13 protein-coding genes are annotated in these 16,359 nt (G+C 43.4%); 6 read left to right on the top strand and 7 right to left on the bottom strand.

The window, feature by feature from the left end; genetic code table 11:
* Positions 1–10: 10 nt before the first annotated feature.
* The 3 genes from G5B43_RS13640 to G5B43_RS13630 all read right to left on the bottom strand — a co-directional run bounded on the left by G5B43_RS13640 (position 11) and on the right by G5B43_RS13630 (position 3,109).
* On the bottom strand, positions 11–1,183 hold the full coding sequence (locus G5B43_RS13640) for a FecR family protein (RefSeq protein WP_165295356.1): 1,173 nt from the start codon (positions 1,181–1,183) through the stop codon (positions 11–13).
* 78 nt (positions 1,184–1,261) lie between these two features.
* Positions 1,262–1,864: an RNA polymerase sigma factor gene (locus tag G5B43_RS13635; RefSeq protein WP_165295355.1), complete on the bottom strand. Its 603-nt coding sequence runs from the start codon at positions 1,862–1,864 to the stop codon at positions 1,262–1,264.
* 33 nt (positions 1,865–1,897) lie between these two features.
* A complete protein-coding gene (locus G5B43_RS13630; RefSeq protein ID WP_165295354.1) occupies positions 1,898–3,109 on the bottom strand; it encodes an FN3 domain-containing metallophosphoesterase family protein in 1,212 nt (403 codons plus the stop codon).
* A 207-nt stretch (positions 3,110–3,316) separates the two neighbouring features.
* On the opposite strand from G5B43_RS13630, the gene G5B43_RS13625 reads away from it, so the two are divergent.
* From G5B43_RS13625 to G5B43_RS13615, 3 genes are all read left to right on the top strand, one after another.
* Positions 3,317–3,640 (top strand): hypothetical protein, encoded by a 324-nt coding sequence (locus tag G5B43_RS13625; RefSeq protein ID WP_165295353.1) that lies wholly within the window; start codon positions 3,317–3,319, stop codon positions 3,638–3,640.
* A 110-nt stretch (positions 3,641–3,750) separates the two neighbouring features.
* Positions 3,751–8,265 (top strand): glutamate synthase large subunit, encoded by a 4,515-nt coding sequence (gene gltB / locus G5B43_RS13620; RefSeq protein WP_165295352.1) that lies wholly within the window; start codon positions 3,751–3,753, stop codon positions 8,263–8,265.
* Positions 8,266–8,285: 20 nt separating this feature from the next.
* A complete protein-coding gene (locus G5B43_RS13615) occupies positions 8,286–9,752 on the top strand; it encodes a glutamate synthase subunit beta (protein ID WP_165295351.1) in 1,467 nt (488 codons plus the stop codon).
* A 46-nt stretch (positions 9,753–9,798) separates the two neighbouring features.
* Here the strand turns inward: G5B43_RS13615 and G5B43_RS13610 are convergent, their stop codons facing one another.
* From G5B43_RS13610 to tgt, 3 genes are read right to left on the bottom strand one after another with little or no spacing between them, the layout of a single operon-like run.
* Positions 9,799–10,698: a DMT family transporter gene (locus G5B43_RS13610; RefSeq protein ID WP_317167525.1), complete on the bottom strand. Its 900-nt coding sequence runs from the start codon at positions 10,696–10,698 to the stop codon at positions 9,799–9,801.
* Entirely contained in the window at positions 10,698–11,780 is a 1,083-nt protein-coding gene (locus G5B43_RS13605) for an LptF/LptG family permease (protein WP_165295350.1), read from the bottom strand. The genes G5B43_RS13610 and G5B43_RS13605 overlap by 1 nt, the downstream gene beginning before the upstream one ends.
* A 3-nt stretch (positions 11,781–11,783) precedes the next feature.
* Positions 11,784–12,914, bottom strand: a complete 1,131-nt coding sequence (gene tgt / locus G5B43_RS13600; RefSeq protein ID WP_165295349.1) for a tRNA guanosine(34) transglycosylase Tgt — start codon at positions 12,912–12,914, stop codon at positions 11,784–11,786.
* A 149-nt stretch (positions 12,915–13,063) separates the two neighbouring features.
* On the opposite strand from tgt, the gene G5B43_RS13595 reads away from it, so the two are divergent.
* Positions 13,064–14,206, top strand: a complete 1,143-nt coding sequence (locus tag G5B43_RS13595; RefSeq protein ID WP_165295348.1) for a glycosyltransferase — start codon at positions 13,064–13,066, stop codon at positions 14,204–14,206.
* Between the two features lie 8 nt (positions 14,207–14,214).
* Positions 14,215–14,850, top strand: coding sequence for a 16S rRNA (guanine(527)-N(7))-methyltransferase RsmG (gene rsmG / locus G5B43_RS13590; protein ID WP_165295516.1), 636 nt, complete (start codon positions 14,215–14,217; stop codon positions 14,848–14,850).
* A gap of 13 nt (positions 14,851–14,863) precedes the next feature.
* Here the strand turns inward: rsmG and G5B43_RS13585 are convergent, their stop codons facing one another.
* Positions 14,864–15,103, bottom strand: coding sequence for a hypothetical protein (locus G5B43_RS13585; protein WP_165295347.1), 240 nt, complete (start codon positions 15,101–15,103; stop codon positions 14,864–14,866).
* Between the two features lie 73 nt (positions 15,104–15,176).
* Between G5B43_RS13585 and dprA the strand changes: the two genes are divergently transcribed.
* A complete protein-coding gene (gene dprA, locus G5B43_RS13580) occupies positions 15,177–16,268 on the top strand; it encodes a DNA-processing protein DprA (RefSeq protein WP_206367361.1) in 1,092 nt (363 codons plus the stop codon).
* Positions 16,269–16,359 lie beyond the last annotated feature (91 nt).

Raw genomic sequence — 16,359 nt, 5'->3', positions numbered from 1 at the left:
TGCTAAATCGTTATTTATTATTTTTTGTGATTATCAATTTTCGATCGGTAGTCACTTCGCCATGGATATCGAAATTCGCTTCCAGAAACTCGAGAAAAGTCGAAAGCCGCACCCCTCTACTCATTTTACCGCCTAAAAGAACGGAAGGCACCTTTTCTTCGTATACGATATCCAGCTGATACCATCGTGCGATAACACGCATACATTCTTCCACATCCATACCGTGGAAATCGAATATGCCGTCTTTCCAAGCGGCGATACTCGATGCATTGACGTCGCGCATCGCTATTTTCTTTGCATTTTTATCCAAGATGGCCTGTTGATTGGGTTTTAATATCAACTTTTGATCATTATTAGCTACCGCTAACGATCCCCGTTGGAGCGTTGTCTTCACCATAGGTTCTTCAGCATATGCACTGATGTTAAAAGCCGTTCCCAACACCTCTACTTGCTGCCCATTGATTTCCACGGTAAAGGGAAGATCGGGATTTTTGACCACGTCGAAATAAGCTTCTCCCTCTAAACGTAAGGCACGGTTATGTGTTCCGAATCCGGTATTATATGTCAACTCGCTTCCGGCATTCAGCCATACTTGCGAACCGTCCGCCAACATAAGTTGGTATTGTCCGCCTAGAGGCGTTTTGACCTGAACAGATTGCTGAGCACCGGTAGTTGTTAATAATTGTCCATCGCCATAAAAAAGACTATCCGCCCCTAGTACCAATTCCCCTTGATCAGTATCCAGTTCAAAATCTTGTCCATTTACCGTGATTGTTGCCCTGTTACCACCCGGCATAATAGTCGAAGCAATACCGCGGTCTGCTGCAGGAGATACTTTTTCACGTCGTTGGAATAGGTAAGTGATGGTAAACACAACGGCCAACATGGCCGCTATACCAATCGCTAGGCGTATGTTGAACAGCTTTATTTGCGGCGTTCGTGTTTGTTCAGGAATGATTTTCGACAAAATATCCTCTTGAAGGAGTTCTACACGTTCCTGTATAAAATCGAGGTTTTCCGGCGTATGCTCTTCATCCAGAATACGACGGATTGCTATATGCAATTGCTCTTCATCCACTTCCTCGATTAAAGCAAATAGTTCTTCCAGCTGTGACCTTTCCAGTTGGTCATTTATAAAAGCGCGTAAAAGCGTATAGGTTTTATCATCTGTATCCAAAGCCATCAATCGTTAGGTTTATCGCTTATTTATATCCTATACGAACGACGGGACAAAACACACTATTGGGCTAGTGATTTTTTTTCAGAAAGACAATATAGCGATAAAAATAAGGCTGATGAGATAATCTTCACGGTAGTTTTTCACGATATATTCTCTGATATCTTTCATAGCAGAAACTAACTGGTTGCTGACAGTAGAGACAGAAATTCCCATCATTTCTGCCACTTCTTTATAACTTTTATCTTCGAGCTTGCATTGGATTAGGATTTCTCTCCGTTTTGGCGGAAGGCTCCGAATGGCTTCTTGGATAATGCCTGCCTTTTCTTTATCGAACACTTGCTCTTCGGTATGTAAATAAAAGCTAACGGAAGCTGCCCAAAGCTCCAATTGCATTGCTTTATCACGACCGATCTTACGAAACAGATCAATGGCCATATGATCAGCCATACGGTAGATAAACGTTTTAAAGCCCTTTTCCGGTTTAATCTCTTCCCGTTTATTCCATATTTTCAAGAATACATCTTGTAAAATTTCCTCAACGCTTTCGGGATTCTTGAGCAACCGCAACAAACGTTGGTAAAGAATGGGTGCATATTTATTATACAATTGGTTAAATGCCGCTATATTGTCTTGCTTCATTTCCTCCAAAAGCTTCGCCTCATCAAAATATTCTTCTTCTTTCATATTGTAGCGAACCAAAATACAATATAAATAACGTTAATATTTTGCTTTAATGGTATATTCCCCTACTTTTTCGCCATCATCTCGGATCATGTCTACATGGAGTTGTTGCGTATTCGCTGCAATATGCATGATTGTTCTGGTACCGTCTTTTGAACCACCACCAATTAAGATAGGATAACTATGGTCGGTATCGGGTGGATGTACACCATATCGGTGTGTATGGCCAGACACGACCAAATCCACACTATGGGCTTCAAAAATCGGTGAAAATAACTTTTGACAATGCATAGGCCCGTGCCAGTCACCACTGTGATAAGGAGGGATATGCATCAGAACAACGCGATATTTTGCTTCTTTATAGGCTTTTGTTTTGACCACTTCTGTCAGCCATTTTGCTTGACGTTCGCGCAGCCCGTCAAAATCAACAATCCCAGCATAAACCGGATGGTCATCGGGTTTATCTTCGCCTGTATCCAATACAATCCAAAAGACAGGCCCTTGCTCAAAACTAAAATGATATTTATCGTTAGGAAGTGCAAAATAGTTTTTGAATTCACGGCGGAACTTACCGCGCGTCTCGTGGTTACCGCGTATCATCAAAAACGGTTTTTGGCTGGCGAAAACATTGGTACACGGCAATAAGAGATGGTCTACAATCTGCTGTTCGTCTGTCTGATAATGAAACGTATCGCCATTCAACGCGACAAATTCATAGGGTCTATCTTTTACCAAAGAAAGCAATTTACCAAAAGCTTCGGGACTTTCGTGTATATCGTTCAGCACAAGGCAAGAAATTTCCTGCGCATCGGCAGCGGGTGTATTAAAAGTAAACCATCCTGTCCGCACCTCTTCTCCGTATTCCAACTTATAGGGTTCAAACAACGTGATGGGTTTCGAACAGACCCTATAGCGATAGGTTCTGCCCGGTTGCAGATCCGGGATGTAAATTTTATTCAGTTTTACGTATGCATCATACAAGCCATCGTCTTCCATATGCATTTTTTGTACAGCGTTGTCTTCTCCCTCATATTCCACCCAACTGTATGATTTCGCTGCGGTGATAAACATGACATATACAGACGTTGCCGTGAGGTTTTGCAAATAAGGCGGAACGGTAAGGTTATCCTCCATAAAAGATTCCTGCCTACGATTTGCAATGGCAAAAACCGGCGCAGCTACATTAGTCGTAAAAGCCCCTACAGAAAGTAAGGACATCTGTTTTAGAAAATTTCTTCTGTTGTTCATGTCAATGGTTCGTCAAGGTTTTTCGTAACGATATGTAATCAATATTACATAATAAAAACGACGGGCGCAACAGGAAGTTAAAAGCAATCGATTGCTTAAATAGTCGCACAAGTCAGCCAATGGACCAGTACCGAAGGCTACCAACTTACGTGCCGAACCGGATCATCCCGTATCAAAGTCAAAGTCAATCCATGGAAAGGTGCTCGCATGTACCGTTTTGAGTCGCGCAAAAAGATTAAACAGCAGCTCGTTTTTCTGGAAGCGGCCTTTAAGCTAGAGGAAAACGTGGAACTTCCTGATATGGGAGAACGGTTCTCGATTGATATCGCCGATTTCCACACGGCGGTATACAGCCATAACGAAGATCTTCGCGCGTTACACCGGTTGGTTGTGGAGGAACTACAGTGGTGCAACGATTGGCAGACTATATTTATGAAAACGAAGATTGGTTTGATAAACAGGATTATCCGTTGCCGCCCGCTGATAAACCCTAGACTGAATCCAAATAAGCAAATACAATTTCCGCAATAAAAACATATTTAATTAAAAATACATCAACGCTAAGATATTTTTTTTATAAAAATTACAATAAAAAACATTTTTTATTCATATATTAGCAACCAAATATTTTGAGGAGAGAAATGACAAACGAAAGATTACCGGAACAAGGGCTGTATAATCCTGACTTTGAGCATGATGCGTGTGGTGTAGGCTTTGTTGCACACATCAAAGGAAAGAAGTCGCATCAGCAAGTCAGAGATGCGTTGACCATGTTAGAAAACATGGAACACCGGGGAGCATGTGGTTGCGACCCAGAAAGTGGTGACGGAGCTGGGATTATGATTCAATTACCACATGAATTTTTATGGGAAGAGTGTATAAACCTCGGCATCCAGTTAGAAGAGCCAGGGTATTACGGCACGGGTATGGTCTTTCTTCCCAAGGAAGAAGAGTTAAACCTAATTTGCCGTAACGCTATTATAGAAGCAACAGAAGAACGTGGCATGAAGTTTTTAGGCTTCCGCGATGTTCCTGTCAATCGTGAGGGCATCGGCCCAACGGCATTAGGTGCAGAACCCGAGATTGTTCAGTTTTTTGTCTCCCGTCCTGATGGCGTATCCAGCACAACGGATTTCGAACGGAAGCTTTTCGTTCTCAGACGCCTCATTATTCAGAAAATAAAACAACATCAAACATATCCTCTACCTTTATATATTGCATCACTATCTTGTAAGACGATCGTCTATAAAGGACAATTAACAACCTATCAGGTTGGCACATACTTCGAAGATCTGAAAGATCCACGTGTTGTATCGGCATTTGGCTTGGTACACTCACGTTTTTCGACAAATACTTTTCCTTCTTGGTCGTTGGCACAACCGTTCCGCAATATTGCGCACAATGGGGAGATCAACACCTTGACCGGAAACTTAAACTGGTTTTACGCCGGTGCTAGAGCACTTTCTTCACCTTATTTTACAGAAGAAGAGATGCAAATACTGCTTCCGGTAGTAGATCGCGGACAATCCGACTCTGCTTGTTTAGATAACGTCGTAGAATTACTTTTACATAGCGGAAGAAGTTTGCCGCATGTCATGTTGATGCTCGTACCGGAGGCTTGGGATGGCAACACCCAAATGGATCCGCTGAAAAGAGCATTCTATGAATACCACGCGACATTAATGGAACCATGGGATGGTCCTGCCGCATTATGTTTCACCGACGGTAATACCATTGGTGCCACATTAGACCGAAACGGGCTAAGACCACTGCGTTTTGCCGTTACATCTGATGACCGCGTCGTCGTGGCTTCAGAAGCTGGTGCACTCCCCGTGCCGGAGAGCCTCATTATAAAAAAAGGCCGCCAGCAGCCCGGAAAAATTTTCGTCGTGGATATGGAAAAAGGCTGCATTCGTTCCGACGAAGAAGTCAAAGGCGAACTCATCCGCCAGCAACCTTACGCGGAATGGCTGGATAATTACAAAATCCGGATGGAGGAGCTGGAAAAACCACGCGTTACCTATACCTACCTTAAAAAAGAATCTGTATTCAAATACCAGCAAGCCTTCGGTTATTCTCGCGAAGACTTAGAAAACATCATCACGCCGATGGCGGTGACGGGTTATGAACCAATCGGTTCTATGGGAACGGATGTTCCGTTGGCGATTCTATCAGACCAACCACAACACCTGTCCAGTTATTTCAAGCAGTTCTTTGCTCAGGTTACCAATCCGCCAATCGATCCGATTCGGGAACGTATGGTGATGAGTTTGGCGACATTTATCGGTAATGCAGGCAATATTCTGGTAGAAGATAAAAAATTCTGCCATTGCGTAACATTAGAACACCCGATACTGACGTCGAGCGAATTAGAAAAATTACGTTCTATCGACACTGGAATATTCCAAGCGAAAACTTTACAACTTTATTTTAAAGCAGACGGTAAACCAGGTTCGTTGGAAGCTGGGCTGGAAAGACTATGTCGCTATGCGGATGATGCTGTCCGGGATGGTTTTGAAGTTATCATTCTTTCCGATCGCGCCATCGATTCGCAACATTGCGCTATTCCATCTATCCTGGCAATATCTGCTGTGCACCACCACCTTATTAAGACAGGAAATAGAGGTGCAGTAGGTTTGGTCGTAGAAGCCGGTGATGTTTGGGAAGTACACCATTTCGCTTGTTTGTTAGCTTTCGGAGCAACAGCAATCAACCCTTATATGGCATTGGCGTCAATCCGTACCATGAAAGAACTGGGACAGATCGAAACAGAACTGACTTGGGAAGAACTGCGAAAAAATTATGTAAAAGCCATCTGTGCAGGCCTGTTGAAAATATTCTCGAAAATGGGTATCTCCACGCTACAATCTTATCATGGAGCGCAGATATTTGAAGTGTTAGGTATTGAAAAATCTGTCGTAGATAAGTATTTCTGTGGTTCGGTTTCCCGGATCGGCGGATTGAGTTTAGACGATATTGCAACAGAAGCCCTATCTAAACACTGGAGAGCTTTCGGGCAAACACGTGTAGAACAGAAACTATTGCCAGAAGGTGGTATTTATCAATGGAAGCGTCGTGGAGAACGCCACTTGTGGAATCCCGAAACGGTGCATCTTTTACAAAAAGCATGTCGCACAGGTGATTTTGAATCCTACAAGCAATACGCAGCGCTGATCAACAACCAAAAGGAACGCATGTATACATTGCGTGGGCTGTTGGATTTTGCGAAGCATAGAACACCTGTTCCGCTGGAAGAGGTGGAACCTGCAGAAAGCATCATGAAACGTTTTGCTACAGGAGCGATGTCTATGGGTTCGATTTCCACAGAAGCACACAGCACCCTTGCTATCGCGATGAACCGTATCGGTGCGAAAAGCAACACAGGTGAGGGTGGTGAAGATGCAGTCCGCTTTAAACAATTGCCTAACGGTGATTCGATGCGCTCTGCTATTAAACAGGTAGCATCAGCACGTTTTGGTGTGACATCGCATTACTTGACAGAAGCAGACGAGATCCAGATCAAGATGGCACAAGGTGCAAAACCGGGTGAAGGTGGCCAGTTGCCGGGACATAAAGTGGATGAATTCATCGCACGCTTACGCCATGCAACCCCAGGTGTGGGATTGATTTCTCCTCCACCGCATCACGATATTTATTCTATCGAGGATCTTGCTCAATTAATCTTCGATTTGAAAAATGCGAATCGCCACGCTAGAATCAACGTTAAATTGGTTTCGAAGGCTGGTGTAGGCACGATAGCTGCGGGAGTGGCAAAAGCACATGCTGACGTGATTCTGATTGCCGGATTTGACGGTGGCACGGGTGCATCGCCATTGAGTTCTGTTAAACACGCTGGCTTACCGTGGGAATTAGGACTGGCGGAAGCACATCAAACGCTTGTACAGAACAAATTGCGTAGCCGTGTGGTCTTACAGGCTGACGGACAAATGAAAACCGGACGAGACATCGTTATCGCTACGTTATTGGGCGCAGAAGAGTGGGGTGTCGCTACAGCAGCCTTGATTGCAGGTGGTTGTATTATGATGCGCAAATGCCATCTGAACACTTGTCCTGTCGGCGTGGCTACGCAAGACCCCGAATTACGGAAGTTGTTCTCCGGAAAACCTGAAGACATCGTCAACTTATTCCGCTTCCTTGCGGAAGAAATCCGGGAGACAATGGCACAGCTTGGTTTCCGGACCATAAACGAAATGGTAGGCCGTGCGCAGTTCTTGAAGAAACGAGAAAATATCGACCACTGGAAAGCAGCGAAGATAGATTTCTCACAAATATTGCATGTTGCTCGGAATGAGCCTTCTGAAAGCTTATACAATACACAGGAGCAGGATCACGGCATGAGTATGATTTTAGACTGGGGATTACTGAACCAAGCTAAACCTGCTATTGACACAAAGACGCCTGTATTCGGCACATTCAAAGTGAAAAACACCGATCGTACGATCGGCACGCTATTGTCCAACGAAGTATCAAAAGTACACGGGGCAGATGGATTACCGGATAACACCGTAAACTTCAAGTTTGAAGGTTCAGCCGGTCAATCGTTTGGTGCATTCGGCGTGAAAGGGCTTTCTTTTGAATTGGAAGGTGAAGCCAACGATTATGTAGGTAAAGGACTTTCGGGAGCACAGCTTGCTATCTACCCGACAGATGACAGCCCACTGGTAGCACATGAGAACATTATCATTGGTAACGTTGCCTTGTATGGCGCGACATCAGGCCATCTCTTTATCAATGGTATGGCAGGAGAACGTTTTGCGGTAAGAAACTCCGGAGCTACAGCGGTTGTCGAAGGTATAGGTGACCACGGTTGTGAGTATATGACAGGGGGACGGGCTTTAATTCTGGGCGAAACAGGACGTAACTTTGCCGCTGGTATGAGTGGCGGTATCGCTTGGATTTACGACATAGCAGGCAACTTCCGCGACAACTGTAACCAAGAGATGGTAGACCTTGATCCGCTAGATACAGAAGACGAAAACGAGATCATCGCTTTGTTAAAGCGCCATATACATCTCACCAACAGCGAGCGGGCCAATTTCATCTTGCAAAACTGGGCAGGCGAAAAAAGTAAATTTATCAAAGTATTCCCGCGTGAATACAAAAATGTGTTACGTAAAAAATTAGTGGAAGCTTAATTAGCGGAGGAATAGTAGTCATGGGAAAACCAACAGGATTTTTAGAATTTGAAAGAACGCTTCCTCAGAAAGAATCTGTAGAGAGCAGAAAACAAAATTATCAAGAATTTGTACATAGCTACACCGACGACCAACTGAATCAACAGGCGGCACGGTGTATGAATTGCGGCATTCCTTTTTGCCATTCGGGATGTCCGCTAGGAAATGTGATTCCAGAATTCAACGACGCCGTATATGACGCCCGTTGGGAGGAAGCATATAATATTTTGGTATCGACCAATAACTTTCCCGAATTTACGGGAAGAATTTGTCCGGCACCTTGCGAAGCGGCCTGCGTGCTAGGCATCAACAAACCACCGGTCGCTATTGAAGAGATCGAGAAGCACATCATTGAAATTGCTTTCAAGAAAAATTACGTACAACCGAATAAAAGCTATATCAAGACCGGCAAGCGCGTGGCTGTAGTGGGCTCTGGTCCTGCCGGTCTTGCCGCCGCTGCGCAGTTGAACAAAGCGGGTCATGATGTCGTCGTATACGAGCGTGATGATAAAGTAGGTGGTCTCCTTCGTTACGGTATCCCCGATTTCAAATTGGATAAGTCGGTCATCGACCGTCGAGTGGAAGTTATGGAACAGTCGGGTATCGTATTCAAGACAAATGCGGAAGTTGGTATCAATGTCCCTGCTAGCGAATTGCAGGATTATGATGCGATTATATTGGCAGGTGGTTCAACAATCCCACGTAATCTGCCGATCCCGGGACGTGAGCTGAAAGGCGTCCATTACGCCATGGAATTTTTAAAACAACAAAACAAACGGGTGGGCAACTCCCCTATTGAGGTTGAAGAAATTTTAGCAACCGATAAAAATGTATTGGTTATCGGTGGCGGTGATACCGGTTCCGACTGTGTGGGAACATCTAATCGTCACGGTGCAAAAAGCGTTACACAATTTGAATTGATGCCACAACCACCGCAAGAGCGTACGTCTGCGATGCCTTGGCCTACTTACCCGATGTTGTTGAAAACAACGACATCGCACGAGGAAGGCTGTCAACGCTATTGGAGCGTAAGTACAAAAGCGTTTTTGGGAGATGACAAAGGTCATGTCCGCGCAGCGCTGGTTGTCGATTTAGAATGGGAAACAGATGCTTTCGGTAGACCTACCAAATTCAAGGAAGTTGAAGGTTCGGAGCGCGAAATCTCTTGTGAATTGGTTACATTGGCAATGGGATTCCTCCATCCGCAACACGAAGGCTTATTACAGCAACTTGGTGTAAAACTTGACGGACGAGGCAACGTCGAGGCACGAGAAGGCGAGTATAAAGCTTCTGCTGACAAGGTGTTTGTAGCGGGCGATATGCGTCGCGGTCAGTCACTTGTGGTGTGGGCTATTTCTGAAGGCCGTGAGTGCGCTAGAAAAGTCGATGAATTCCTGATGGGATATTCCGAATTGGAATGTAAAGATCAAACAGTTTCATACGCTTAGGTTTTAAAATAGACAAAAGAGAAAAGCCGGGCGACACCCGGCTTTTTTAATGCAACTTACGGTTAATCAATCTTTTTTCTCTGTTCTCTATTTTGACCTTCACATAAGGATATAAGAATACGGCCCCCAAAATAATGACCGCTCCTGTGTAAAAACCTAAACTCATGGCTTCCTGCTGTCCAAAAATAAGCATCGCCAGAACGATGCCGTATATGGGTTCCATATTGGTTGTTAGCGCAACAGTAAAAGCGCTTAGTTCCTTCATCACCGCAACGCCGAGTACATAGGCTACCGCCGTACAGATAACCCCAAGCAACAAAATATAAGCCCAATCGGCATCCTGTAACCACATTTTCTCCGTGAACTCCCCCATAAACAACATGATAACGGACACCCAGAAAAACGCGCCCAACATTTCATAAAACGTAATCACGGTTGGACTGGTCACCTTCACCAGCCGGGCATTGAGAATAGAAAAAATACTGGCACATAGAGCCGCCCCGAGCCCAAACACTATTCCCCATACATACTGAAACTCAAACTTAAAAATAAGATAAATACCCAGTATCATAATCAGGCCTATGGCTACATCTGCTTTGGATATTTTTCTTTTATTGATAATGGGCTCTAAGATAGACGTGAATAGTGTCAGTGATGATAACGTTACCAATGTAACAGAAACGGTGGAGATCTTGATAGAATGGAAAAACAATACCCAATGCACGCCCACAATACCACCAACCATAAAAAATTGTACCAGTTTTTCCTTCGTGACATGTATGGATTTACCTTTGAAGATAAAATAAATAAAAAGGGAAAGTGCAGCGATCAAAACCCGATACCACACTAAGTGGACTGCCGATATCGATAGTAAGCCTCCTAATACTCCTGTAAATCCCCAAATCAACACCGTGAAATGCAGGATTAGGACATTTTTGTTTTTCACTATTTCGGTGCTTTATATTTCAACCAGAGTGCCAATACTAAAAATAGCACATTTGGAATAAGGATCGCGATTAAAGGCGGTAATCCTCCCTTTAAGGAGAACATCGTCGAGAATTGTACCAAGACGAGAAACGTAAAACTCAGCGCTATACCGACCCCCAAGCTCAAACCTATACCTCCACGGACTTTTTTGGATGACAGTGATACACCCATTAACGTTAATATATAAGCCGAAAAAGGTCCGATATAGCGCTTATATTTTTCCAGCAACAAATCGGTCATCATGCCCGTTCCACGTGTTTCTTCCTTAGCAATACGTTGGTTCAGCTCCTCGGTATCCATGGCGGTGAATACGTTGTCATAGGTTTCGAAGTCCCTAGGCAACATATCTAATGTGGTATCGCGGTCTGTACCTTTCTCCATTGTTTCACGCAAGCCATCAATAGTTCGCACGGTATAGTCTTTGATTTTCCATTTTGTAGCTACCGAATCCCACGTGATACTTTGTGCCATCAGCTTCTCCGTGAGCTGGTCATCGTCAAATTTCTCCATGGAGAAATTATAACCTATATTTCGCTTCGTATCAAAATTGTCGATGTATACATATGTGTTCGAGTCAATCTGCATATGCGTGGACATCGTGGATGTGCTAATCTTGTGCGGTTTTACATAGACATTTTCGAAATTCACCTTAATCTTATTGGTATAAGGGATAATCCAGATATTCGATACCAACGTAAACAAAAAGATAATGCTCGCCGCGATCATATAAGGCCGCAAGAAACGGTTAAAGCTCATTCCCCCACTCAAAATAGGCACGACTTCGGTTTGATCTGCCATCTTGGAGGTAAAGAAAATCACCGCGATGAAATTGATGAGCGGTGTCAGCATATTCAGGAAAAAAGGGATGCTGCCCAGTGCATAGTATTCCAGAAATACCTTGGACATCGGCGCCTTATACTTTAGAAAGTCATCCAGTTTCTCCGAAACATCAAAAACAACGATCACGACAATAAAAATACCGACCGTGAACACGAACGTGCTCAAGTATTTTTTAATGATATAGCGATCAATGATGTTCATGTTCTACAACCTTTGTCCTAAAACTTTTACCATCTTCTCTTTCCAGTCATAAAATGTACCTTCAATAATTTTCTCCCTCGCTTGTTTTACCAGCCATAAGTAAAAATGGAGGTTATGCAGCGATGCGATCTGCGCACCTAAAATCTCTTGCGATCGAATTAAATGACGAAGATAAGCTTTTGTATGTATCTGATCGACCAACAAATCGCTTTCTGCTTCAATGGGCGAAAAGTCGTCTTTCCATTTTTCATTTTTGATATTGACAATACCGTTCTGCGTGAACAGCATACCATTACGCGCGTTCCTTGTGGGCATGACGCAATCGAACATATCGATACCTAGCGCAATATTCTCGAGGATATTAATCGGTGTACCCACTCCCATGAGATAACGGGGTTTGTCCTGCGGCAAGATGTTGGTCACGACTTCCGTCATGGCATACATCTCTTCTGCCGGTTCTCCGACAGAAAGCCCGCCGATAGCATTACCATCCCGATTGAAAGACGCTATCACTTCTGCTGACCTTTCTCGCAACTCTTTATATACTGACCCCTGAACGATGGGGAATAGCGTCTGTTCGTATCCATATAATGGTTCGGTACTGTCAAACCGATCGACACAACGTTTTAACCAGCGATGGGTCATGTCCAACGATTTCCGCGCATAACTATATTCGCAGGGATAAGGCGTACATTCATCAAATGCCATGATGATGTCTGCTCCGATGACACGTTGCGTATCCATCACATTTTCCGGCGTAAAGAGGTGCTTCGAGCCATCAATATGCGAACGGAAGGTCACCCCTTCTTCTCGGATCTTACGGACCTCAGTTAGTGAATACACTTGGTACCCGCCAGAATCCGTCAATATAGGTCCATCCCAATGGTTAAACTTATGTAGACCGCCTGCTTTGTGCAAAACATCCAAACCAGGACGAAGATATAAGTGGTAAGTATTGCCCAAGATAATCTGTGCTTGGATATCTTGTACCAGTTCATGCTGATGAACGGCCTTGACTGTTCCTGCCGTTCCAACAGGCATGAAAATAGGTGTCTGAATATTTCCGTGTGCGGTCTCCAATACACCGGCACGTGCCTTCGATGCTATATCCTCTGCCTGAAGCGTAAATTTCATATTTATAATATCTCCCGTGCCCTTTTGAGTAAAATCAATGCAAAAGTAAAATAAAAATTGCGAGGAAACGAGTGCGTGCTAAAATCTTAATAAAACTTAACTTTTTCTCCCGGTTATCTTGGCGGAACACTGTATCTTTGCTGTTTTATATGACGATATTGGAACAATTTTTATCTTATCTTCCGTATGCACCTATAGGAGTACTGGGTCTTTTGCTGCTGGTCCAACTCTATTATATCTATTTTGTATATGGAAAATTGGCCTTTTATTCGACACCATCTTTCCAGGAGGTTTCTCTTCAACCGCCGTTAAGTGTTATTATATGTGCACACAATGAGGAGGACAACTTAAAATCGTTTCTTCCGCAGATATTGGAGCAGGATTATCCCTTATTCGAAGTCGTATTAGTCGATGATTGTTCGGATGACGAAACGAAATGGATACTCAAAGAATTCTCGTCCAAACATCCTGAACGATTAAAGATTGTAGAAATTAAGGAACATATCCGTTTAAAACACACCAAAAAATTTGCGCTCACCATGGGCATTAAGGCGGCGAAACATGAGCACCTTGTTTTCACGGATGCCGACTGTCAACCGGCAAGTCCTTTTTGGCTCGCGGAAATGGCGGGAGCTTTCTCATCTGAAGAAGAAATTGTCTTGGGCTACTCTCCTTATTTCAAACGGAGCGGGGTTTTGAATAAATTAATTCGATTTGAGACAACCCATACGGCAATGAGCTATTTGTCGTATGCGTTAAAGGGAAATGCCTATATGGGCGTAGGTCGTAACTTGGCGTACACAAAATCTCTTTTTTACAAAGGCAAAGGCTTTAATAAGCACATGCATATCAAATCGGGTGATGACGACCTGTTTGTAAACCACAATGCAACGAACACAAACGTCAATATCGCTATACACGCGGATGCGCATGTGCTATCTGTTCCAAAAAAAACGTGGAAAAGTTATTATAAACAGAAAGCACGTCATTCTGGCGCGTCTACACTATATAAAAACAAACACAAACGCATGCTCGCGACACAGTTGTTGTCGGCCGTATTGTTTTATTTGATGCTGACCGTGTGCTTCGTGTTATATCCTAACCTGTGGTACATCCCGCTGGGTATTTATGGTGTGCGTTTGTTTAGCCAACTTTTGTTTTTTAACCGTATATACACGAAACTAGTCGTTCGGGACTTGCTTATCTGGCTTCCGCTGCTTGACGTTTTGTATTATTTTTATATTTGTATCAATGGCCTGTTTAACCGCAACAAAAAACAAACATCATGGTAATGAATAACATGAATCCAACTGTCGATATTATCTATAAATATTTCCCCGGTTTAACGGAAGAGCAAAAACAACAATTTGCCCAATTGGCCGAGCTATATCCATTCTGGAATGACCAGATTAATGTCATTTCGAGAAAAGATATCGATAGTCTTTATTTGAAGCATGTACTGCATTCGCTCGGTATCGCCAAATTTATACCGGAGTTCACACCGGGTACTAAGATATTAGATGTTGGAACTGGAGGTGGTTTTCCCGGCATACCGTTAGCTATCCTTTTTCCAGCAGTACAATTTCATCTCGTCGATTCTATCGGAAAAAAAATTAAAGTTGTACGTGAAGTGGCACAGGCTCTCGGTCTAGAAAACGTAGAGGCTGACCATATCCGCGCAGAGCAGTTGGATTATAAATATGATTTTGTGGTGTCGCGTGCCGTAACCCGTTTAGGTGAATTTGCACCATGGGTTCGAAACAAATTTGCAAAGCAAGATCGAAATGGTCTGCCAAATGGAATTATTTATTTGAAAGGTGGTGATCTTCAGGGCGAGATCAAAGAATCGCAACTTAAAGCAGAACTGCATCCACTCTCCTCCTATTTTAAAGAGGATTTCTTTGACACGAAATATGTGGTATACGTACCGATGTAAGGTTCTTTGACTACTATTTTAATTCTTGATCTATTTGTTGCCCAATAAGATTCACTTCTTCGTCCATGCCGAACATGGGTAATTCGGTTTCGGGGTTCAGCTTTAACCAGGAGGTATCGTTATCTTTTATTATCTTAACGTATTCTTTCCCCTCTTTGAAAATAAGGTATACATCTTTTTCTTCCGGAAAAACGGAATATACGATATTTCCAATCTCTATATCAAATGGTTCTTGCGCTCCTTGTAATTCCATTGTATTCTAGTTTTTCAGTCAAAGTTAGAATTTTTATATAAATTTTCTATCTTTAGGTTTCTGAATTATAACCATGCTCAAAAAAATAGCCCTTACAAAGATTAAAGGTGTTGGCTCCAAAACGGCACGCGCCTTGTTGGCTCATTGCGGTTCAGTCGAGGACATCTTCGACGCCAGTAAACAGCAATTACTTTCCATTCCGAATATCAGGAAGGCCACTGTTGAATCTATCCTCTCGAAGAATTACCTGCATGAAGCAGAACAGGAATTAGCTTTTGTTGAAAAGCACGACATTGAAATCCTTTGGACCGAGGACACAAACTATCCACACCGTTTAAAACAGTGTGACGATGCACCGCTCTTACTTTATTACAAGGGTGCAGCCGATTTAAATCCTTCTAGATGTATCAGTATAGTAGGCACCAGAAATGCAACAGCTTATGGAAAAGGTCTTTGTGAAGAATTAGTTTCTACTTTACGGGAATATAGTGTACAGATTGTAAGCGGTCTAGCGTATGGGATAGATGTACAAGCACATCGCTTAGCGCTTAAGCATCACATTCCCACTATTGGTGTTTTGGGACATGGACTGGATAGGATATACCCATCAGCACATCGGGATATTGCCTCTCGCATGCTAGAAGGAGGCGGCTTATTGACCGAATACCCATCTGGCACTATCCCTGACCGCAATAATTTCCCGGCGAGAAACCGTATCATCGCCGGACTTGCCGACGTGGTCATCGTTGTGGAAGCTGCAAAAAAAGGTGGTGCGCTGATTACAGCCGAAATTGCCAACAGCTATAACAGGGATGTGTGTGCCTTCCCGGGAGGCATAGACCGAGAATATTCTGCTGGCTGTAATTATCTGATTAAAACACACCGTGCCCACCTTATTCGCCACGCGGACGACTTGATTTATTTGATGGGATGGGAGCGTCCTGAGCCTAAGCCGGAGACATTGCAACTTCCATTATTAACAAGTAGTCTTAGCAAAGATGAGCAACGGGTATACAATTTCTTACATGGAAAGGAACAGGCACGCGTTGATGAAATTGCACTATACCTGGATTGGCCCACGAGCAAATTAGCGATGGTACTTTTAGAAATGGAGATGAACGGTATACTTTTATCTTTACCCGGAAAAACGTACAAGATACTATAACGTGCCTATCGAACGAAATTATTTTTAACTGACAATCAAGCGCCTAAACAAAGTCCTATAAAAAGTTTTCCAGAGAACTATTTTTTTGCTA

This window comes from Sphingobacterium sp. SGR-19, from assembly GCF_011043555.1.
In the GTDB taxonomy this organism is placed as follows: Bacteria; Bacteroidota; Bacteroidia; order Sphingobacteriales; family Sphingobacteriaceae; genus Sphingobacterium.
Note: the sequence above shows the minus strand (reverse complement) of the source record. Positions and strands in the feature narration are given on the sequence as shown.

Coding starts and splice junctions, on each gene's coding strand:
- G5B43_RS13640 (WP_165295356.1), bottom strand. CDS start 1,183: ATGGCTTTGGATACAGATGATAAAACCTATACGCTTTTACGCGCTTTT.
- G5B43_RS13635 (WP_165295355.1), bottom strand. CDS start 1,864: ATGAAAGAAGAAGAATATTTTGATGAGGCGAAGCTTTTGGAGGAAATG.
- G5B43_RS13630 (WP_165295354.1), bottom strand. CDS start 3,109: ATGAACAACAGAAGAAATTTTCTAAAACAGATGTCCTTACTTTCTGTA.
- G5B43_RS13625 (WP_165295353.1), top strand. CDS start 3,317: ATGTACCGTTTTGAGTCGCGCAAAAAGATTAAACAGCAGCTCGTTTTT.
- gltB (WP_165295352.1), top strand. CDS start 3,751: ATGACAAACGAAAGATTACCGGAACAAGGGCTGTATAATCCTGACTTT.
- G5B43_RS13615 (WP_165295351.1), top strand. CDS start 8,286: ATGGGAAAACCAACAGGATTTTTAGAATTTGAAAGAACGCTTCCTCAG.
- G5B43_RS13605 (WP_165295350.1), bottom strand. CDS start 11,780: ATGAACATCATTGATCGCTATATCATTAAAAAATACTTGAGCACGTTC.
- tgt (WP_165295349.1), bottom strand. CDS start 12,914: ATGAAATTTACGCTTCAGGCAGAGGATATAGCATCGAAGGCACGTGCC.
- G5B43_RS13595 (WP_165295348.1), top strand. CDS start 13,064: ATGACGATATTGGAACAATTTTTATCTTATCTTCCGTATGCACCTATA.
- rsmG (WP_165295516.1), top strand. CDS start 14,215: ATGAATCCAACTGTCGATATTATCTATAAATATTTCCCCGGTTTAACG.
- G5B43_RS13585 (WP_165295347.1), bottom strand. CDS start 15,103: ATGGAATTACAAGGAGCGCAAGAACCATTTGATATAGAGATTGGAAAT.
- dprA (WP_206367361.1), top strand. CDS start 15,177: ATGCTCAAAAAAATAGCCCTTACAAAGATTAAAGGTGTTGGCTCCAAA.